This window comes from Aquimarina algiphila (assembly GCF_947494415.1).
Taxonomy (GTDB): Bacteria; Bacteroidota; Bacteroidia; order Flavobacteriales; family Flavobacteriaceae; genus Aquimarina; species Aquimarina algiphila.
Map to the genome: position 1 here is coordinate 113,460 of NZ_CANLVC010000006.1, position 22,277 is coordinate 135,736.

Consider the following 22,277-nt stretch of genomic DNA (forward strand, 5'->3'; position numbering starts at 1 on the left):
TATTATACTATGGGATTAACATATATTGACTTTCTTATAGGTCTTACTTTAATAAATACAATTCCGCATTATGTACTCGGAATCTGGAAAGGGCGAATGTTTAGCGGTTTAGGTTTTGGGAATAGTCAAAACATTATATATGGCTTACTCAATTTTAGTACTTCGATTGGTTTGTTTATTTACAAATATGACTTTAAAGGACTTTTAGAGAATGGTATATATTTAGGAAGCGTATTTGTAGTTCTTTGTTATTTTGTAGTTGGTAAATTATGCTATAAGTACTTCCATAAAAAGTATTATCTCAAAAAGGAATAGTGTCTGCGCAAAACTACTTCACTTATAAATATAAATAATGGATAAAGACTATGTAAAACTTTGATCAGAATCTTTATTAGTAAAATAACATCCCTGTATGCAAATAGCAAATACGGGATTTTGTTTTATTACATCATATGAATTCAATTCTTATTTATGATAGTCTGAAAACTATAGAACCTTGTAATTTTAAATTACAAGGTTCTATTTAATTTGTCGGGGTGGCAGGATTCGAACCTGCGACCTCCGCGTCCCAAACGCGGCGCGATAACCGGGCTACGCTACACCCCGAAAAAAGGTTATCCTTTTGAGGGTGCAAATATAAATAAATCATTTAATATAAGGCCAAATAAAATTGAAGAAAATAATGTATGAATTTACTTTTAGCATATCGTAATGCATAAACAATTCAAAATATAGAGGTTGGAGTACTTAATATCGATAGTATAAGATAGAAAAAACCCTTGTAACAGGCACAAGGGTCTCATTCATATAAATAAAAGTATGAGTTTATACAATTATGCATGATAATAACGTTCTCTGTAAATTTTTCCATCTCTCCATTCAGTTACTACGGTTTGCTCTGAAAGCATAGTACTGCCATCTTTTAATTTTAATTCCATTATTGCGTCATAAAAAGAATGGTTACCATTGACAGCATAATTGTTTACATCATATCGAATAAACTCTGTAAGTTGATTATCTATAAAATCTTGTTCGAACTTAACATTAAATGCTTTTCCTTTTTTTGGTGCATCATTAGCTTCTTGTAATTCTACATCATCATGTAAATAAGTTTCCATCGCTTCTATAAATTGTCCTTTTGATAGTAATTCATGAACATGTTTTAAGTTTTTCTCAATTGTACTTTCCATTTTGTAGTGTTTTTTATATTAATTTTTTAGTAGAATACCTACTCTTATAATTTGATATGGTAAAGATGCGTTGATATTCGTTGCTTCAAAATGTAGTTTTTACCCTAATTCTTGTCGATTTTTCCCTGTATATAAAAAACATAATGTTCTTTGGTATTATGAGTAATTTAATTCTAATGCTTCTATTTTATGAAATACATAAACGAAATCTTTATGATGAAAGTTGATGTAATGAATGTTTTGAATTTTGGCTATTTAAATAAGTTATTGTTAATTTTTTAACTATAAAAGAAATAAATTATTAACAATCAAACGTTTGCGTAAAAAAATGGTTATAAAATGCCGTTTTTTTTCGAAATCTTTATTACAACGTTTGAGAAACTATTTAAGAAATAGATTATCAAGTAGTTACTTATTAATCAACAAATAATGTATTATGAAAAAATTATTTTATTTAGGGCTTTTATTGGCTTTTTGCATACCTAGAATCAGTATTGCTCAGTCCAATAAGAACATACCATTTGCATGGGAGAATGCAACGGTATATTTTGTACTTACCGATCGTTTTGAAAATGGAGATACTTCTAACGACTTTTCTTATGGAAGACAAAGAAATGGTCCACCATTAAGAAGTTTTGAAGGTGGAGATCTTCAAGGATTAATCAATAAAATTGATAGTGGATATTTTGATGACTTGGGAGTGAATGCACTTTGGGTTACTCCACCGTATGAAAATATACATGGTTCTATTGGTGGAGCGGGGTATGCTTTTCACGGATATTGGGCAAAAGACTGGACGACCATAGATCGTAACCTGGGAACAGATGCTCTTTTTAAAACCTTTGTGGATAAAGCTCATGATCACGGTATTCGAATCATTATGGATGTGGTTTTAAATCATGTAGGACCCGATAATTCTAGCGATGAATCCTGGCCATCAGAATGGGTTCGTCGTGAGCCTACTTGTAATTTTCAAGGACCAGGAGGTAGTATTCCCTGTGAATTGGTTGATAATTTACCAGATATAAGAACAGAATCAAATGGAAATGTTTCAGTTCCTGGTTGGTTACTTAATAAATGGAGCCAGGAGGGGAGGAGACAACAAGAAGAGAACGAATTAAATAATTTTTTTAACAGAACAGGTTATCCAAGGGCTCCAAGGTTTTATATAATGAAATGGCTAACTGATTATGTTAGAGATTATGGAGTAGATGGATTTAGAGTAGATACAGTTAAACATGTCGAAGAGTTTGTTTGGAAAGAGCTAGAAACAGAGGGTTTAATTGCCTTAAGAGAATGGAAAAATAATAATCCAGATAAAAAATTAGATGATTTAGATTTCTGGATGACAGGAGAAGTATTTGGTTATTCTGCACCAAGTATGGGAAGAAGATTTACTGGAGATGGTTTCAATGTAGATTATTATGATAATGGATTTGCTAACCTTATTAATTTTGAATTTCGGTTTAATGCCAATGACGGATTAGAAAGTATTTTTAGTAGATATGATAATCTTTTACAAAACCAACTGGGAAATGGTAAAAGTGCTATGAATTTTTTGGCAAACCACGATACAAATGAAGTTTTTGATAGAAATAGAACCAGAACTTTTGAAGCAGGAACCAAATTATTATTAACTCCTGGACCTGCACAGATTTATTATGGTGATGAAACTGCAAGAACTTTAACTCCTGGAGGCGGAGCTTCTGGCGATGCTACACTACGTTCAAATATGAATTTTAATGAATTAAATAACCCTAATTCTAAAGCAGCTCTTACCTTAATACATTTTCAAAAGTTAGGCAAGTTTAGAAGAGAACACGTTTCTGTTGGTGCAGGAAAACATACTAAGTTACAGGATACTCCTTATACCTTTAAGAGAGAATATAATAATGCGGGAATTACAGATAAATCATTGGTATATACAGGAAATGATGGTGATTTCTCTGGCGGGTTGAATGTTTTTGGTATGTGGCCAAATGGAACAACTTTAAAAGACTACTTCTCTGATAAAACAGCTGTAGTATCTGGAGGTAGTGTTAACTTTGGAACCTCTTTTGGACTGGTATTGATAGCAGAACCTTTAACGATTTCAAATTCAGCATCTTTATCTGTATCTCCCGCCTCAGGTTTTTATACAAGCGCTGTAAGCGTAGAGATGACAGCATCGACTACAACTCCAGGAGCTTCAGTAAATATTTTTTATACAGATGATGGATCAACTCCTTCTTCTTCTAGTACAGCCTATAATAACTCGTTTACGATAAGTGAGAATACTACTATAAAAGCGATAGCGATAGATTCAGAAGGGAATCAATCTTCAATAATCACAAGAGATTATGTATTTGGAGGTCCTTTTGATGTGTATTTCAAAAAACCAACAGGCTGGTCTTCAGCTTTTATTTATGTATTTAATCAAAGTACAGGAGCAGCCATACCAGGGTTCCCGGCTTGGCCTGGAGTTGCTATGGAAACCGTAAGTGATACACCGTGGTATAAGTATAACATTGATCAAAATGTTCAGGTTGGTATTGTATTTAATGATAATGGAGGTGCTCAGACTGATGATTTAACCAGAATTAAAAATGGTTGGTATGATAATCAATGGTTTGATAATTGTCCGGGAGACTGCCCGGATCTTATTGAGTTGCCTGTAGTATCAGTATCTCCTGCTTCTGGATCTTTTAACGGAAGCGTAGACGTGTCTATGAATGCAACAAATTCGGGATCAATATTCTATACTTTGGATGGGTCAATGCCAGATAGTTCAAGTACTCCTTATACTGGTGTTTTTACCATATCTGCAGAAGGTAGTACTGTGGTCAAAGCTATTGCAATTAATACTGCAGGAAATTCTTCTATAGTAAGCAGAACCTATACTATTGAAAATGTGTCTGGATATACTGTTAATTTTAAAAAGCCAAATAATTGGAGTACGGCTTACATTTATTTGTACGATAAAAATGCCAATACAGCAATCCCGGGATTTCCTGGCTGGCCAGGGATACAGATGTCAAAGTTAGGTAGTTCTCCTTGGTATGCATATACTATTGATCAAACTGTAGAAGTTGGAATTGTGTTTAACGATAATGGAGGAGCGCAGACCGATGATTTGTTTAGAACAACAAGTGGCTGGTATGATAACCAATGGTCAGATACGTGTCCTAATGAATGTCCAGATATTGTGGATACTTCGTTTATGGTATATTTCAAGAAACCGAACAACTGGAACACAGCTTATATTTATATTTATGATAAAAACGCAAATGATGCAATACCTGGATTTCCAGCTTGGCCAGGAATACAAATGTCTAAATTAAGTAGTTCTCCTTGGTATAAATATACTATAGATCAGACTGTAGATGTTGGTATTGTGTTTAATGATAATGGAGGAGCGCAGACTGATGATTTATTTAGAACAACAAGCGGATGGTATGACAACCAATGGTTTGATAATTGCCCTGGAGAATGTCCTAATTTAAATGCTTTAAAGGGATCTTTTTCTAATATAACCTCAGATAATGATAAACTAAACTTTATAAGTGCATGGCCAAATCCTTTTAAGGAAACGCTATCACTTTCGTTTACAAAGAATGTGAATAAGAATAATTTAAAAATAGAAATGTATGATCTTTCTGGAAAATTAACTAATGTAGTTCCTGATAAGAGTACCAAAGAAAATACGGTAACGATACAAACGTCCAACCTTTCCAAAGGAATTTATTTGCTTAAGATAACTTCTGATGACAATGTAAAAATGATAAAAGTCGTTAAGTAATCTATTATTTTTTAGATATAAAAAAACCTGTTGAGGATATTATTTTCTGAGCAGGTTTTTATAAGATAAAAAGATTATACCAATAGTCCTTTTTCAAAAGCAACACGAATCAAACCCGCAGTATTACGCACTCCCATTTTTAGAATCAAATTACTTCGATGGGCTTCTATCGTTTTTACAGTTATAAAAAGTGTTTGTGCTATTTCTTCATTTGTATGTTCTTTAGCAATTAATTGCAATACTTCTTTTTCTCTTCTGGTTAATTTTGGTATAAATGAAGAAGATTTTACACCGATACTTTCGTTCAATAATTTATTTTTTAAGATAGATGGTAGATAGGTTTCTCCTTTATGTACCGTTTTAATGGCTTCTTCTAATTCGTCTTTTGAAGTATTTTTTAGCAAGTATCCTTTTGCTCCATTGCGTATCATATTTTTTATAAAACCCGTTTCACTATAATTGGATAGGCCTATGATGGATATATTGGGGTATGTCTTGGTAATACGTTTACATAATTCAATGCCATTGATGTCTGGTAAATTTATATCTAATATCAGCACATCATAACTATTGTTTTGTAAGTTTTTCAATAATTCCTGCCCTTTCTTATATGTAGCCTTTACTTTAATACTATTAGAATCTTCAAGCATAGTTTCAAGTCCCCTTAGTACCATTGTATGATCATCCAAAATCGAAACTGTTATCATTTTTTAAATTTTATCAAGATATATTTCTATGTTGAAGGAAGTTCCTTCAGCACTTGAATGAATATCTAAGTTAGCATTTAAGAGACTGACTCTTGATTTTATATTCTGCAATCCTATTCCGTGACTTTTTACATCAGGATCAAATCCAATTCCATTGTCTTCAACAGTAATATGAAGTTTGTTTTCATAACTATTGATTTGTATCAAAGCTTCGGTAGCATTAGCATGTTTTATGATATTATTTGTGAGTTCCTGTATAATTCTGTAAATAACAGTTTCTTTTTCCTTTTCAAGTTTGAATTGTTTTCCAAAATATTGAAAGCTTGTATTTAAAGGATTAGAAGAATTGATTCTATCACAAAATTGTTGTATTACTTCGACCAGATTAAAATTTAACAAGGAAGAAGGAGCAAGATTATGCGAAATTCTACGTACTTGCTCTACTGTATTATCAAGCATTTGAATAGCCTCATGATGTATGATTTTTTCTTTTTCATTTAACTTAGAAGGTGCTATAGAGGTAATTTTATATTTAATTGCAGATAAATCACCATTAATACCATCATGTAAGTCTTGAGCTAATCGATTACGTTCTTTTTCCTCCCCATCAATAAGTGATTCGAGTTTAATTACTTCCTGTTGATGTTGTAAGGTTATGATCTCATTATTCTTTATTTTTTGACGTTGTCTATAGATAAAAAGTAGCAAAATGAACCCTAGTATTGCAGATAGTATTGATAGCGTTAAATAAATTTGATGTTTTTCTTTTTTTAGTAACTCATTTTCTTGTGCTTGGATTCTAAAGTTCTGATTTACAATTTCCTCATTCTTTTTGGCTAGCTGATATTTCTGATCCAAATCATAGGCAGTATAGATGTGTTGCCTGGTATTAATCTTTTCTTTTATTTTAAAGTATTGATTTTGTTCAAGATAACTTTTTTCAAAATCTTTGACTTCTGCCCAATACAATGATGATAATTGATGAAAGGTTTGTTTTAAATTAAGATCACTGATATTTGGGATTAGTAAATGTAATTTTTCTATAAGTACACGTGCTTCTTTCCATTTTTTTTCATGAACACTATACTTCAATTTTGCTAAATTAAAATCGAATAAGGTACTGTTAGTTATTTTTTTGTTTTTGATATCGGTGACATCTAATACTGGTATCTTATGAGGTTTTCCTATTTGTCCATTCAATTTGAAAAGTAAAACCTCTATTTGTACCTTATAGTTGGGTAAATCTTTATTTTTAATTAGGTCTAAAGCTTTATGGGCATATAATTTAACTTCTTGATATTGCTTTAGAGCAAGTAAAATATTTCCTTTTAAAATATAAGCTTTACAGGTAGCGATAGTAAGGTTACGTGGATCTTTAGAAAAATAATGAAGTGATTCATTGATGTAGTTTAATGCCTTTTTCAGATCATTAACTTTATAAAAGTTTTCAGTTAAGATTAAATAAGAGACTCCTAATTGAAAATAATTATCTTCTTCAATTAAGCCTATTCTTTTAAAAGAATAATGTAATGAAGAATCAATTCTTCCTGCTACTGAATGAGATGCTTCTTTTTCATTATAAAAATATCGTAAACTTCCTTTAGATACGGTATCTGATATGTACAATCTATTAATTTTGTTTAAGGTATAAAAACAAGAGTCTAATTTACCTTCATCTCTCAGTGTTTTGGCGAGATATGAATTTGATTTTATCAATTCACTATAATGGTGATATTTTTCATAAATAGAAATGCCTTTTTTTACATTAATTTTGGCATTACGAATGTCTCGCTTAAATCTATAGAGTGTTGTTTTAGCATCGTAAGCAATAGCCATATAAATACTATCCTTATTCTTGATGCCGTAAAGCTCCATACTATCTGTTATTTCCAAAGCTTTTTCATAATCAGATTGATCTAATGACTTTCGTAATTGATATTCCATTCTTTTTTTTGAGGTAGAAGTGTCAGTATTGTTTATATGTTGCGCAGATATTGTGTTAAAATTTAATAACACAAACGTCCAATATATATGAATATAACTCAGTCTCATTATCAATATAATTAGCTGACAAAATAGTAGGGGTTACATTAAAGATACATATCTTCTTATCCAATTAAATCCTATTTGCTAGAGGATTTTACCCCTTTTTGTGAAAAGAGATAGAGATTTTTAAGGTATAGTTAAATGTAGAAGAATTAAACGACCTGTTTTTTTAAAATAAACAGGCCGTAAAAAAGGTTTTGGAATCAATTTTATGATTAGAAATTAACACGAGAATAACTGAGGCCTTCTGCATGGTAATAATCCCACCCTGTTTCAGTTTGATTGTCCATCCATAAATTTGGATCTGATAACAAGAATGCGCCATTACTATCAGATGTTGCGGGTACAGTTTGGTCAGATTTCCATATTGCGACGTCAAATGACTTGACAAACCAATTATTAGTACCTCTTAATCTAAGATGCGCTTCATCTACTTCTATCCAGGATATAGCAGTATTATTAAACTGAAGATCGAAAAGATAAACATCGACTTGATCTGTATTTCTATCATCACCATTATCCAACGCTAAATATCTAGTGATGCGTCTTCCCTGGTCATGAACAAATTCTACTTTGGCCATTACATCACCGTTAGTATCATGATTAGGTTGCGACCCAGTATGAGTAATTATTTCATATACTACATGAGTACTTACTCCCTTATTTTGATTAGCATTTTTACTAACATATTCTTTAACCTTTTTTTTCCACTTGAGCTCGTTTTCTTCTTTACTTAGGTTTTTATCAAAACTCATATGAAGTAAAGGTTGTTGGATTTCTTCATTCTTAATATCCAAAACTTGATCATGATTACCGGTTTCACTTGTAAATTCTTCTTCATTAAACTCAACGATTTCTGTCTTTACTCCTTCTTTTTCGCAAGCAATAAATACGATTCCTAACAGTATTGCTAAAATTGACATTTTAAAAATTGATTTTTTCATAATAAATAGTTTTAAGATTTCCCTACTCTTTTGATATGGGTTTTCAGATTCCCCCTTACATACAAATTTGTGTTTGCTAAATTACTGTTGTTCAGCGCTTTGTTTGTGAGTGTAAAACCTAGGATTTAAAATCTAGGGTTTTCCCTAGGTTGGTAAAAAGGATATAGATAAAAGTTTATGGATTTTGGGGTAAAACAACAGCTTTTTTTCTTTAAAAAACCGTGTTTAGATCGTATCTTTATAGCATAAAAGAAACTTCCGGGAAAACAATCTTTTTTTAGGCATATGTAACTAAGGTTACTTAGTATTATGATGTCTAAGAGTATATTTATACAATAAAAAGATTAAAAAAATAATCTATGGAAAACCTTGATGCTGCAAGACTTCAAATGGCATTTACTCTTATATTTCACATTGTTTTTGCTTGTATTGGTATGGTAATGCCTTTTTTTATGGTCGTATCCCATTATAAATGGTTAAAAACTAAAGATAAAATCTACTTAACGTTGACTAAAGCATGGCAAAAAGGAGTTGCCATATTTTTTGTAACCGGTGCCGTTTCAGGAACAGCTTTATCATTTGAATTGGGATTGCTGTGGCCAGAATTTATGAAACATGCAGGACCAATTATCGGAATGCCTTTTTCATTAGAAGGAGCAGCTTTTTTTGTAGAAGCACTGGCATTGGGTTTTTATTTATATGGGTGGAATAAATTACCAGAGAAATTTCACTGGTTTACTGGTGTTATTATAGGAATATCTGGAGTAGCTTCAGGAATTTTGGTGGTAGCGGCTAATGGATGGATGAACGCACCAAGTGGATTTGATTATATAGATGGCGAATTTTTGAATATTGATCCTATTAAGGCGATGCTTAACCCCGCATGGTTTACTCAAGCATTGCATATGACTCTTGCAGCGTTTACGGCAACAGGTTTTGCAGTAGCTGGTATTCATGCTTATCAGGTGTATAAGGGGAGAAGAGTAGAATTGCATAAAAAAGCATTTAAGATAGCAATTACATTTGGAGCAATAGCTGCAATATTACAACCAATAAGTGGTGATATCTCTGCAAAAGATATTGCAGAACGACAACCTGTAAAATTAGCAGCCATGGAAGCTCATTATAATACCGAAAAAGGAGCTCCTTTATATATTGGCGGAATAGTAGATACAGAACACCAAGAAGTAAAGTATAAGATCGCAATCCCAGGGATGTTATCTTTTCTGGCTTTTGGAGATTTTGATGCAGAGGTAAAAGGATTGAATGATTTTCCTGAAGATGAACGACCAAATGTTAGTATAGTACATTATGCTTTTCAGGTTATGGTGGGTATAGGAACGTTGTTATTGTTTGCTGGGGTTTTATATTTTGTTTCTTTGAAGAGAAAAAAATGGTTTACTACCAATAAATATTGGTTACTTTTTGTGATGCTGGCTCCTATGGGATTCATTGCACTGGAAGCAGGGTGGATTGTAACCGAAGTGGGAAGACAACCCTGGATTATTCATAAAGTAATGCTAACCAAAGACGCAGTCACTCCTATGCCTGGTATAGTTTTTAGCTTCTATACTTATGTTGCAGTATATACAATTTTATCAGTAGCGGTAACCTGGTTAATGCTACGACAAATAAGAGTTCTTAATTCCTCAAACTAAACCTATAAATATGTTATATGTCGTTTTGTTTTTCTTGATATTTTCATTGTATCTCTATGTAGTTCTTGGTGGTGCTGATTATGGAGCCGGTATTGTAGAGCTTTTTTCTTCTGAAGAAAATCAAAAAATTACTAAGAAAACTATCTATCGTGTAATGGGGCCTGTATGGGAAGCAAACCATATATGGATCATTATTCTGATTGTGATTTTATGGGTAGCATTTCCTGTTTACTATAATATCATGGTAGTCAACCTACATATCCCATTAACCATTGTATTGTTAGGAGTTACACTAAGAGGAGTAGCATTTGTTTTTAGACATTATGATGCGGTAATTGATAATTCGCAGAAATTATATGATACCATGTTTAAGATTTCTAGTCTTATCACTCCCATCTTTTTAGGGATGGTCTTTGGTGGACTGATAAGTGGTAAAATAAAAGTAGTAGATGATGTTACTACCTTAACTTTTTATGAGGCTTTTGTAGCGCCCTGGTTTAATGTATTTAGCATCTTAATAGGATTGTTTTTTGCATCTCTCTGTGCGTTTTTATCTTCGGTTTTATTAATCGGAGAATCAGAAAAAGCAAATATTTATATCAGAAAAGCGGGAATTGCCACGATCATTGTTTTTGCAATTGGGTTGCTGACTTTTGTATATGGGTACAGTTACGATTATATCTTTGTACATGATTTTATTAAAAATCCGTATTCAATAACGGCGATGTTATTTTCTGGACTATTATTAATACCTCTTTGGATTACTATTAAAAAAGGAAGAAGAATATTAAGTCGTTTTTTTGCTGGTCTCCAAGTATTTTTAATTTTATTGGCAGCATTATTAGCTCATTTTCCCGGAATTATTCTTTTGGATGAAGGGAGCGTTAGTATATTAGAAAATATAGCTCCTGATAGCGTAATAAAAGTTTTAGGAATAACACTTATCATTGGTGGTACTGTGATTTTACCAGGATTATTTCATTTACTAAAATCCTTCAAAATGATAAAAATTTTGGAACAAAATAACAATCCGTCTATATAATTTTAAAGTTATCATTCGTCACACGTAATTTTGAAAAAAGATAATTATGTTTTCTCGCGAGATAAACAAATTCTTTTTCGCAAGAAACAAGTAGAGTAATAATGGTTAATAAATAAGTTTTTTCATTTTTTAAGGTTTTAAGTTAAATACAAAATTGTGAGTTCAATATTTAGTGTTTTAACTCAAAAAAATGATACCCTATATTTTAAAAATTAATACCGATATATGATTGACAATGATTAAATATATAAACTAAAAGACTAAAATTTCATATTCCATTGGTTGGGTTATTTCTTCAATACTACCAATATATGCTTTACCTCTTAATCTATCTACAGTATAACAATCTAGTAACCCATTTGGTAACGGTATTGCATAACTACCTCACTTTTCATCATTGCGCACTCAAACCATAGCTCTTTTACTATAGACAAATTACTACTATTGATTTTAACAAAATTTTAGAGGTAACGATTTGATACACTAATACATTAAAGGAGAATTCACAATACTATTGTCAATAGTAAATTAATTATTAACCCTTAAATATTATTAAAAATGAAAAGTTTAAGAAGTTTATCAGAATTTAAAATTCCTAAAAAAGAATTAAAATTCATTAACGGATCAGGCGGAACAAACGGTTGCTTAAAGTCATGTTCTGAAGCATGCGATATAGTTGACACATCTTCTAGATCTGACAATTTTGTGGGAGAAGGAGGCTCCGATGATTGTAAAAAAACATGTAAAGAGTTATGTGGTGTTGCATAAACTTATTCATATAGATAAGCAAATGCAGAAGTTAAAATCTTAAAATCAAAAGAAATGAAAAGAATCTTAGAAAAAAACACGAATTGGACCGAAAGGACTTTGAGTCGAAATGAACTAAAGCAAATAAACGGTGGTGCGAATCATGATTGCTATGATGACTATAATAGTGATTTTAATTATTGTATTGAAACAGATGGTGTTCTTTATGGAGTTTTCACCGATTCAGATGGACAAATCTGTATTGACAAAGGCGCTGACTATTGTGCAGCTTAAACTTTGAATTTATTTTATTATGATACTCCACATGGACTGATTCGTTTTGTAAATCTGTCCAGTGGATTATCTTACCCAGAAAATTCTTATTGAACCATCTGAAGAAATGTTTTACATATCGAAAACCGTCGTTGATTGCTAATTGTTCTATACTCCGTAGACTAAGAAATACTCTGGTAAAAGAAGCAAACGAGTATCCATTAAAATATTTACTGAGCTAATTGATAGACATAAGAATTTTGAATGTGATGATATTCTATATTACTTTAATGATAACTCAGGGACTTGGATGTGGGGACATATAGATTAAAACTTTTTCTATTTTTCATCTATAACATTGGATACATTTTTCTCTTGACAATCTAAAACATTAGCAAAAACTTTATTTATTTGTACAAACTTGACATTATTAAAGTTCTGAGGTTGTTTTTCGAAATAAGCAAAAAATGAATTAGAATCAGTTATACTAATTTTTATAAATCCGATTTCAAATAATCTAATTAGAAGTTTATTCGTATTATCGAAATATTCATGAGTCCAATCTAAATCAATATGTTTTTCATCAAAATATAATATACATTCCTCTAATTTATCTAAAAACAAATCTTTTGTATACTCTCTATCAGCACCTTCAAAATTATCTAAAAATGATTTTATTTCAGGATATTCATGATTAAATTCAGCACAAAAATCATAATACCTATCTCTTGAAAAATGTTTACTAACTATATCTATAATTTCGTTATTAATTTTTTTTCCAAATAATTTTTTACTTAAATAAGATTTTGAGAACTCCGCTATTGAAAGGTTACAATAGTGTATTACTTCCCTTGGCCTATTTAAAGTTCCTGAAAGCAAATAATCAAAAGTGTTTTCTTCAAAAAGGACTCCTAAAATTTCATTGTGAGAAGCATAATTCAAATGCTCAAAATTATTTCTTACTTCAGGATTATCTTTAATTCTATTACATATGATTGCTATTAATAAATCTTTATCCCATTCTAAAAATTCTATTTCATCTCTAATTTTCTCGGTATCGTCAAACGCAGATGAAAGGTTATTATACATATCTTGTCGTAGAGACAGAAATACTTTTATTCCAGATAAATTATTTATTCTTATACTACCTGTTATTAAACCACTAATAAAGTTTTTAGCTTCTTTTGTATTATTCCATCCTGTATCTAATTCGTCAATAAAAATATAAATTGGGTGTTGAAAAGTTATTTGCTCTAATGCCCCTAAAGGTTTCCTTATTTCATCCAAATTATAAAGACTAACTAATTTTTTTGCTGCATTTGTTTTTGCATCACCTGATACTTTAAACCCTTTATATTCGATATTTAATTTGGTTAAATCAATTCGCGAAAGAAAATCTAAAAATAACTCTAATCTCGTTTGTGATTCTATAAATTTATTTCTTAAAAGAAAATCATCAATGATTTTAATATTCTCTCGATTGCGCTTTACGTTAGGGTTAGCTTTGAAATATTTTGAAACTTCTAAAAATAATTGAACTATCAATGTGTACTCCCAAGCTAATGAATATGAAGCTTTCACATCATAAAAACTATGTTTAAGATTAGTAAAAGTTTCATAAGAGTATTCGGAAGGACTTATTTGAACAATAATATTGTTTTTCTTTGAGGACAATTCAAACGACAATTGATTAAACAGAGCACTTTTCCCTGAACCTCTATGAGCGATATAAAAAAGCTTTCTTTTTCTCTCTTCTTTAGCATTTCTATATGCATTTGTACTTACAAAATAATTATTTAGATGTAATCTTTCACTTTCCGCTTTAGTTCTCCCCAAATATAGATTTCTGATGTCAATATTTTCAATCATTATTATTTTTTAATTTAATCCAATGTTATTGTGAATAGAGCATTTTAACATACTATACATGTTGTCAAAACCTAAGACTTGGGAAAGGATTTTACCTAGAATACATTGTAATGCTCTTTTTTAATTATATTTTAATTGTAGTTAACAGTCTCGTGTATGAAGCATAATAGATTTCTACTTATTAACTTTACAGTTTATCATTGGCCTTAGTTTTATATTTATACTTTATTTTTATTATTTAAACCTCTATTACTTATACTCATTATTGGTATTAGTCTTTTTTGCTTTTATTAAAATATATTCATGTATCCAAAAAGGTTCGAATCGATATTTCGAATATTTATCATCAATAGGGTCTATTGTTATTAGTCCACTTCTATTCAGTAAAGATTTTACTGTTGTGGTGTAGACGATTCCACCTAGGTTAATACTTACTGTCTCATTGTTATCAACTTTAAACCAACCATTTTTTTCTTCAATTTCATCAATATCTATTTTATTCAATACAATCTCTTCAAGAAACGTCATATAAATTGCACCTTCATTAGAGTCTAACATTGGTCTCAAATGGGAATCTGAATTTCTGCCAACCATTGTATTGAACAAAATCGTCTTAATCTCATTTTCATTAGTGTTTTCATCAATTCTATTCTTTAAAATTCCACGAAATAAAAAATCACTATTTGATTGTATTTGTAACTGAAGCTTTATGAAATCGTATGATTTATATAAACTAAGGATCTGCTCAAAAATTTGATTTCTTTCAGTATGATCAATTAAACGACCCAATTTTTCCTCTTGATACCAATCTGCCCAATTATTAACTCTGTCCCGAATCTGATTACTTGTTGCGAAAATTGGTTTTTGAAGTACTTTTTGTTCGAGGCCGTAAATCATATCAACTTTTGGACACTTTCTATAAGTATTAGATAAATAATTAACAAGTGCTTCTGGTCTTGATAAGAATACGATTAAGTTTATGTCAGAATATTTTTCTTTTTCAATTATATCTTCGAATTCTTTTAGATATCTATTTGTAGTTGACTCAGAAACTTCATCCAAATCATCCACCATAATCACATCTATTTGTTTATCGTATTTATAAAACTGAATTATGGAATCTAAATTAAATTTATATGTATATAAATACCCTAAAAGTTTCTCATTTCCATTCTTTGAAACAGCTATTAAATCCGGCTTTTTAGATATAATATAACCTAGTGAATCTGCATAACATTTTGATTCTTGCTCCTTACAAACAAAGTCTTTACGAACTTTAATTTTTCCAATATTTTTACCTGTTAATTCCTCGGATAACCATTTTTTTGTAAAATAGGATTTTCCAAATCCTGCTGATGCTGTTACATAAGCAATACCTTTGTATTTAGGATTTAGAGTTAGAGAATCATTAAATTCTTTAAGAAATGATGTAAAATCAACATTAGATTTTTTTATGTGTTCAATGTATGAATCGGTTTCAAGAATAGGCGTTGTTTTATTAGCGATACTTTTCTGTGTTTTTTTTAATATTTTTTCGTATTCGAGAGTGTCATTTTCTGTGATATTAAAGTCTAAATTATTAACTGATAATAGAACAACAATTGATAAGCCTATAAAACCTAATGCTTTAAAAATTGGCTTAAGGTTTGAATTGTCGAAAAATCTAACAAAAAGAATCAGTATGATTGTAGCTAAGGTTATTATTAACACTGGTTTACTACCTGACGAAAAAAATACGATTATAAAATCCGCAAAAACTTCAAATGAAGTAGAGTTAGGATAATTTTCCTTTAAACTTTCAGCAAAGTTCTTAATGTCACTTCCAGCACTTATAGCTGTCAATTCCTTGATTAAAAATGCTGATAGGATATAAAGAATAGTATTAAGGTTTTTCCTTCTTAAAAACCAATCCACAATTTTATTCCAAGTATCTTTAAAGAATTCTTTCATTTGGTTTCTAGATTAATCCAAAGTAAAGTACTGTACAAGGAGAATTGAAATGCTCTTTGCTCATAGTAATAAATAGTTTATTCTTCTTCATATTTAGATATTATAAATGAAATAAAATTTCTTGGTAATCTCTCACCCGAACCATTTTCTGGTTTTATTAAAGAGTCCTCCGTATCATAATACCATTCAGACCAGTTCAAATCTTCCTTTTTTGTTTGGACAGCTAGATATGAACCTTTTTTCAAGCTAGCTACACCAGTAGTGCCAGAAAAGTCAAATCCTAAACCTATCTCTTGAATAATTTTATTTTTCTTCTCCTCTGTAATATATTCGGTAATTCCAGTAGCATAGCCAGCTACTTCTTTCACAAGTGGGTTTGCAGCCGAAATTAATTCGATTCCTGAGTTAAAAATTGGACTGTTTAAAAATTTAAGAACTTTTTCCTCTGATTTATTTGCTATATATATAGTATTTAAATAAAAGTCTATACCATTATTAGGAACACGTAAACCTTGCAAAACCTTTAACCCTTGCTTCCCTCCACCTCCTTTGTTCCTGATGGTATATTTTTGAGTATATTTTATATCCTCATCGCCGCTATTATCATCAGGTGAATGTTTGGCGCTAAACTCAAATAATATTTCATGTTCACCACCTAAAATACCGGGATATCGATATATATTAATAGTACCAACTCGAATATTTATCCTTTCTCCCTTCAAAGTTTCATCTGGTGCCATTGTCAAGGCATTTACTATGGGAATTTTATTGTCAACTCGATTTTGATAATCAAGATACCCAAAAGCATGTTCTTTTATTTTCCATGCTTTATTGAATTTTAATTCTGGTATACTCTCTAGAGTAAGTTCAGCATTAGAAGAATCTTCTTTTAAAAGATTATCTAACTCAAACGCTGATTCTGTATCACCTATTTCACTTAAAACAGTAATAGCATCTGATATTTTTAGGTCTGAAAAATTTTGAGCCATATTATTAATTTATTTAGTTATTATTTTTTTTATAATTATTCATTAAAGTTGTAAAGTTATATACCCAAAATATAGAAGATATAGGTTATCATGGTAACCATACTTCTTAATCATAAATACTAATTATGATATACGGGGATATTGAAACTGGTTTACGTTTGGGAGGGAATTTTCATTATCTGATATTATAGATAATGATTAATCTATTAAACAAAAAACCTCACAATAGCACTTGTAAAGTGCTGATTATGAGGTAATTTTAAGCTAATTTATTAAAATTAGTTAATTAAAATATTAATTTAATTTTTCCTTAACAATTTAAAATAGTCCTTACTTGTAAAAAGGAATAATTAAATTAGAAACCACCGCCAAAACAATTTTCAGCGGTAAGAGTAATAGATCTTATTCCACTAGCATCTCCATTACTTGAAATTGCCCTAACAGAAACAACATATTCCCCGGGTTGGCTAACTTTTAATAAAGCACTAGTTTTATTAATTGGACTTGGATCTAATTCAGTTCCAAAAACTGTTGGACTAATAGACCAAATATAGTCTGCCGCACAAGGAACTTCATCAATTAGAAGTACATTTGCTGTTGTATTTATACAAAAGTCTCCACTCGTAGGGTTTGTCCCTAAGAAGTTATCAAAAGTTATTGGTCCTGGAATAGAAGGAGCTGGTGATCCATCAATACAACTACAAACATCATCAGCATTTGTAGTAATTACAAAGGATACAGAACAACCATCTAAATAATCTAAAAATATTGTTCCGCATGTAAAATTTGGAGAAAAATTTATGTCAGCATAAAGATTACCATTAGAATCAGTTTGAACTGCGGTTGTTCCCCAAATGTTATCATCTGTACGCTCACTTATACTGAACCTTATTAATTGATTAGTTTCCGAATCAATAAAAGTATATCTATGATCACTATCTGGTGTTACAATAGCGGGGCCCATAATTAAGGAACTAGCTGCACATGGAATAGATGAACTCTTAGCATCAGATTCTTTAATTTCGACAGAAGTTAAACCTTGATCATTGGTAAGTTCATCGGCACTCTCTTTTTCACAAGAAACAAATAGAGTAATAACGGTTAATAAATAAATAAGTTTTTTCATTTTTAAAGGTTTTAAGTTAAACACAAAATTGTGAGTTCAGTATTTAGTGTCTTAACTCAAAAAAATGATACCCAATACTTAAAGAAAATAATATTGGTTTATGATTAACCACGATGAAATATATAAACTAGAAGACTAGATTTTCGTATACAATCGGTTTGGTGATCTCTTCTAGATTACCTATATACGCTTTACCTCTTAACCTATCCACGGTATAGCAATCCAATAAAGCATTTATTTCCATTCAAACTTATATTGAATTAATCTGCTTGAGAATAAATCAAGTTTGTTTTCAATCACTCTAATTCCATTGTTTTGGAAATTACTTTTTAAATTATCATTCATTGGAAGCTCTACACTTATCGTAACAAGCATTTTTGGATGATTTAATTTAATATCTAAAATTCTTTTAAGTACATCAATATCTATTGACTCCTTAAAACCAAGATTCATAAAAGTTCTAATTAAATTTTACCCCATGTAAATCTAATAAATTTTTAAAACCAAATCATTACTACAATGTAAATTACATTTCTTATCGTATTTGTTTTACCATTTGCTTATAATTCCCTAATTATTCGGTATTTTGTTTCTTTTAATTCTATTGATTTTATGCTACTTCTTAAAGTTCTGGCCCTACCAAACCAAATCGAAGAGTTAGCTGGAACAACAACATTATAATTAAAATCATTCCCTCCTATAATTAAAATATTTCCTTTGTTATCTAATCCTTTGAACTGTAATTCTATAGTCAAATCCCCATCAGTGGTGTTATATAATTTTGCTCCAAAAGTTAGCCACGAATTTGTATTTCTTTCCAAAGTAATAAATGAATCTGTGATTAATATATCACCATCTACAGTTTGATACTGAAATTCTACCTCTTGAAAATCAATACTTTGCCCTCTACAGGATACACATAAAATGTATACAAATAGTATTATTAGCTTTCTCATTGTTGTAATTGTTTAACTAGCTTATATTTCTTCTATTGAATTTAAGAATCGTTTAAGAGTAATTACTTCTTCTTTGTTGAATGTTAATACCTGTGAAAGATCAATGTTTAATTCATTGTGCTTAATTATTAAAGTAAGATGATTTCCTATTCTGGAATATGATTTTATAAGACTACAGTCATGTCGTTTTTTATTGTTTTTTTTGGTTCAGGTTATACTTACTGTTAATTTGATTTTTTTGTTTGTCATCTTGTGCCCAAGAATGAATTACCATAAAGTAAAAAGCAAAAAAAAACATCCATATATAGCTGCTTCTGTTGTTCATTCTAAAATAAGATTATCGATATAACTGAAGTTTTAAAGTCTAAATTCAATCCTTTGTTTAGATTGTGCTAAAAAAAGTGTCGAAACCAATTAAATTAGGGATGAATAAAGAGGTTTAGGATAATCCATCCAATAAAATCATCATTAAACAACAGGATTATTTCTCATACTATTTAGGATCATTTGTAAAGTGAAGCTCTTTATTCATACTAACATTATATATTCTCTGAATATGGTTTGAATGTATTCTGGGTGTATATCTACATGGTTCTTATTCTCTACGCAATGAAACAATAAGTGTATCAATCCATACTCTTAAAGTACTTTGTATTTGTGTTGTTCATTATTCTTAACTAAGAGATAAAACAACGAAACCCCTTTATAAAAGAGGTCTCATGGGTGTGGGGTAGAGAGGATTCGAACCTCCGATCTCTGGTCCCCCAGATTACTATATTAAAACTGATTATCAATTGTTTAATTATAAAAAATATAAGATTGTCAAACTTTTGTCAAACTTTAATGTATTGACCATTCATAGTTTTTTAAAATAGTAATCACTCCTCGGCTGTCTTTTAACTCATTTTCTCTTCTAGCCACTTTAAATGAAATACGATGAAATATTTTTTTTGAGAAGTTTTTACTTTTTTAGGCCAAAGAGTTCGTTTTTAAAAAGTTTGAAAGCATTATAAATATTATGCAAATGTGGATAACCGTAAAAACGGTAAAGAACACTATTGTATTTTTAAAACAGAATAGATAATAACCGTTTGTAAACACTTACAAACATTTACAAATACATAATAAAAGATAAATATAGTTACTATGGTAATTATATTTACTTGTTGTCACCAATTTGAAGAAATATAAAGAATGCCATATACAACTGATACAGAAATAGAAATTGAATTAGACGAGGAAATAACAACTAGATATATTATTTCTTCCCAACATAGAGCGACTGGTAATCCGAACAAAACTGTTTGGTCTGTTGACTTTAACGACGAAGTTGAATGTTTTAGATTATCTAAAACATCGGATTGGATTCAAGACAATTATGGTTGGGGAATAAAAGTAATTAACTCAATAATACAGTATATTGGTCATAATTTTGAGAATGAGACACTTAAATTGGCAAAATTCGTTGACGGAAATGGAAATGATATTTGGCACGGTTATCCTGCTGACTATTTAAGAAGGTCACAAGATAGACCACCAACTTTTATCCTTAAAAATTGGGTAGAACAAGGTTTTTTGACTAAAGCGAAAATGAACAAAATAAGAAGAGGACAATCGTGCAACCTTTAAAAATAAGCATAAAAGGAGATTATTATGACTGCCAAATATATCGTGGTAGATTATATCTATGGAATTTTGATGGTGGACTCAAAGTTTACGATTGGACATCTATTGTTCAAAGTTTAATAAAAAAAGAAACAGACAAAATTGCTCTAACATTCAGTTTTTTAGATGGTAATTATTTATATAAATCTTCATTGATTGAACTTTTTAAAGACAAAGATTTTAAACAATTACTACTTAAAAAATTCAAAAGAGTAGAAAATAAAACCTTCGAAATAACTCAAAAAAAATTAACCAAATTCTTGCTTGGAGAACAAGAAACACCAACAGGAATTTTGCCCACAGATACAGAAATTTACAGTAATCAATTATATTTCATACACGAAAAAGGTCTTTTTTCAGGTTCTGCTCACAGAGCTAAATCAGAAAAATATATGGTTAGCTCAAGACCGACTAAACTATGGGATTGTAATTTGTTGTCTATAAAGGCAAACAAATATCCTCAACTTGCTTTATCAGGTGGAGATGAAGGACTTTTTGAGTTAAACACATCAAGAGCACAACCAGAAAATTTAAAAAAAGTTGAAAGTAGAAAACCAATTTATCAAATTAGCGATGAACATTCCTCATTTTCTAATTATTCCTATTTAAATATTTACAATACGTCACTTGTAAAAGATTCTTTTTTGGCAACTTTCAAATGGGATACTAAACCTGAATTAATTGGGCAATTAAATGTCGCAAGAAATTTTGAGGCCAAACTTTCAGATAAACAACTATTTAAAAGTAAATCTAAACAACATTTTGTAAGTTGGGGAATAGCTGATAAATTATACAAGGCAAGAAATGGTGGCTTTGAAATAATTAAATACAATAATTACGCAAACGAAGATAAAGGAGAAGAGAAGTTTCAAAAGTTAACTTCCTTTAATTTGCAAGCTTGGAAAGGAAAAGTAACAAATGGAGGAACAGCATATTTTGGTAATATCGTAGAATGTGAAAATGCTCTAATTGTTGTTTTGAGTGATAATCAAATTATAACGATTCCAGGACCAATTACCAGGTGGAGAGTATATCCAAGGTCAATGAATTATGAAAATCATTTGCACGTTATATTAGACGAATCAATAGATATTTATTCATTCAATCAAGACTATTTTTTGACACAAGAGGATAAAGCAATTGGAATTCAGTTCCGTAATGAAAAATCAAGAAGAACGCCACGAGGTAGCTATTTTGAGGATACCAATGAAAGTTTATTTGGCGATATTGACCTACCTTTTTAAGAAAAAACTGGTGACAACAAGGTGTATAGCCAATAGGGCGTTTGGTAATAAAACGAAAGTCCTGTTCCTTGAGCAGGCAACGCCAAAACAAAG

18 protein-coding genes and 1 tRNA gene are annotated in these 22,277 nt (G+C 30.3%); 8 read left to right on the forward strand and 11 right to left on the reverse strand.

The window, feature by feature from the left end:
* The first annotated feature begins 9 nt into the window (after positions 1–9).
* On the forward strand, positions 10–315 hold the full coding sequence (locus PQF96_RS09745; protein ID WP_271765915.1) for a hypothetical protein: 306 nt from the start codon (positions 10–12) through the stop codon (positions 313–315).
* 216 nt (positions 316–531) lie between these two features.
* On the opposite strand, the gene PQF96_RS09750 is transcribed toward PQF96_RS09745, so the two are convergent.
* Positions 532–606 (reverse strand) — tRNA-Pro (locus PQF96_RS09750).
* A gap of 227 nt (positions 607–833) precedes the next feature.
* Positions 834–1,190 (reverse strand): hypothetical protein, encoded by a 357-nt coding sequence (locus tag PQF96_RS09755; RefSeq protein WP_109438227.1) that lies wholly within the window; start codon positions 1,188–1,190, stop codon positions 834–836.
* A gap of 436 nt (positions 1,191–1,626) precedes the next feature.
* On the opposite strand from PQF96_RS09755, the gene PQF96_RS09760 reads away from it, so the two are divergent.
* Positions 1,627–4,968, forward strand: a complete 3,342-nt coding sequence (locus tag PQF96_RS09760; RefSeq protein ID WP_271765916.1) for a starch-binding protein — start codon at positions 1,627–1,629, stop codon at positions 4,966–4,968.
* Between the two features lie 74 nt (positions 4,969–5,042).
* On the opposite strand, the gene PQF96_RS09765 is transcribed toward PQF96_RS09760, so the two are convergent.
* The 3 genes from PQF96_RS09765 to PQF96_RS09775 form a co-directional block, all read right to left on the reverse strand.
* A complete protein-coding gene (locus tag PQF96_RS09765) occupies positions 5,043–5,675 on the reverse strand; it encodes a response regulator (protein ID WP_109438229.1) in 633 nt (210 codons plus the stop codon).
* A gap of 3 nt (positions 5,676–5,678) precedes the next feature.
* Positions 5,679–7,619, reverse strand: a complete 1,941-nt coding sequence (locus PQF96_RS09770; protein WP_271765917.1) for a sensor histidine kinase — start codon at positions 7,617–7,619, stop codon at positions 5,679–5,681.
* A 317-nt stretch (positions 7,620–7,936) separates the two neighbouring features.
* Positions 7,937–8,665, reverse strand: coding sequence for a hypothetical protein (locus tag PQF96_RS09775; protein ID WP_271765918.1), 729 nt, complete (start codon positions 8,663–8,665; stop codon positions 7,937–7,939).
* Between the two features lie 359 nt (positions 8,666–9,024).
* On the opposite strand from PQF96_RS09775, the gene PQF96_RS09780 reads away from it, so the two are divergent.
* From PQF96_RS09780 to PQF96_RS09795, 4 genes are all read left to right on the forward strand, one after another.
* Positions 9,025–10,323, forward strand: a complete 1,299-nt coding sequence (locus tag PQF96_RS09780) for a cytochrome ubiquinol oxidase subunit I (RefSeq protein ID WP_271765919.1) — start codon at positions 9,025–9,027, stop codon at positions 10,321–10,323.
* A 10-nt stretch (positions 10,324–10,333) separates the two neighbouring features.
* Positions 10,334–11,365, forward strand: coding sequence for a cytochrome d ubiquinol oxidase subunit II (locus tag PQF96_RS09785; RefSeq protein WP_271765920.1), 1,032 nt, complete (start codon positions 10,334–10,336; stop codon positions 11,363–11,365).
* A 558-nt stretch (positions 11,366–11,923) separates the two neighbouring features.
* On the forward strand, positions 11,924–12,133 hold the full coding sequence (locus tag PQF96_RS09790; protein ID WP_109438243.1) for a hypothetical protein: 210 nt from the start codon (positions 11,924–11,926) through the stop codon (positions 12,131–12,133).
* Positions 12,134–12,187: 54 nt separating this feature from the next.
* On the forward strand, positions 12,188–12,406 hold the full coding sequence (locus PQF96_RS09795) for a hypothetical protein (RefSeq protein ID WP_109438244.1): 219 nt from the start codon (positions 12,188–12,190) through the stop codon (positions 12,404–12,406).
* 318 nt (positions 12,407–12,724) lie between these two features.
* On the opposite strand, the gene PQF96_RS09800 is transcribed toward PQF96_RS09795, so the two are convergent.
* The 6 genes from PQF96_RS09800 to PQF96_RS09825 all read right to left on the reverse strand — a co-directional run bounded on the left by PQF96_RS09800 (position 12,725) and on the right by PQF96_RS09825 (position 19,275).
* Entirely contained in the window at positions 12,725–14,254 is a 1,530-nt protein-coding gene (locus PQF96_RS09800) for a P-loop ATPase, Sll1717 family (RefSeq protein WP_271765921.1), read from the reverse strand.
* 249 nt (positions 14,255–14,503) lie between these two features.
* Positions 14,504–16,204 (reverse strand): hypothetical protein, encoded by a 1,701-nt coding sequence (locus PQF96_RS09805; RefSeq protein ID WP_271765922.1) that lies wholly within the window; start codon positions 16,202–16,204, stop codon positions 14,504–14,506.
* Positions 16,205–16,281: 77 nt separating this feature from the next.
* A complete protein-coding gene (locus PQF96_RS09810; protein WP_271765923.1) occupies positions 16,282–17,193 on the reverse strand; it encodes a hypothetical protein in 912 nt (303 codons plus the stop codon).
* Positions 17,194–17,548: 355 nt separating this feature from the next.
* Positions 17,549–18,319 carry a hypothetical protein gene (locus PQF96_RS09815; RefSeq protein ID WP_271765924.1) on the reverse strand — a complete coding sequence of 257 codons (771 nt, stop codon included), beginning with the start codon at positions 18,317–18,319 and terminating at the stop codon, positions 17,549–17,551.
* A gap of 234 nt (positions 18,320–18,553) precedes the next feature.
* Complete coding sequence (locus PQF96_RS09820) at positions 18,554–18,772, reverse strand: hypothetical protein (RefSeq protein WP_271765925.1); 219 nt, start codon at positions 18,770–18,772, stop codon at positions 18,554–18,556.
* Between the two features lie 107 nt (positions 18,773–18,879).
* Complete coding sequence (locus tag PQF96_RS09825) at positions 18,880–19,275, reverse strand: hypothetical protein (RefSeq protein ID WP_271765926.1); 396 nt, start codon at positions 19,273–19,275, stop codon at positions 18,880–18,882.
* Between the two features lie 1,194 nt (positions 19,276–20,469).
* Here PQF96_RS09825 and PQF96_RS09830 point away from each other — a divergent pair.
* Together PQF96_RS09830 and PQF96_RS09835 are read left to right on the forward strand one after the other, a co-directional pair.
* Positions 20,470–20,904 carry a hypothetical protein gene (locus PQF96_RS09830; RefSeq protein ID WP_271765927.1) on the forward strand — a complete coding sequence of 145 codons (435 nt, stop codon included), beginning with the start codon at positions 20,470–20,472 and terminating at the stop codon, positions 20,902–20,904.
* Positions 20,892–22,184, forward strand: coding sequence for a hypothetical protein (locus PQF96_RS09835; RefSeq protein ID WP_271765928.1), 1,293 nt, complete (start codon positions 20,892–20,894; stop codon positions 22,182–22,184). Before PQF96_RS09830 ends, PQF96_RS09835 begins: the two co-directional genes overlap by 13 nt.
* The last annotated feature ends 93 nt before the right edge of the window (positions 22,185–22,277 follow it).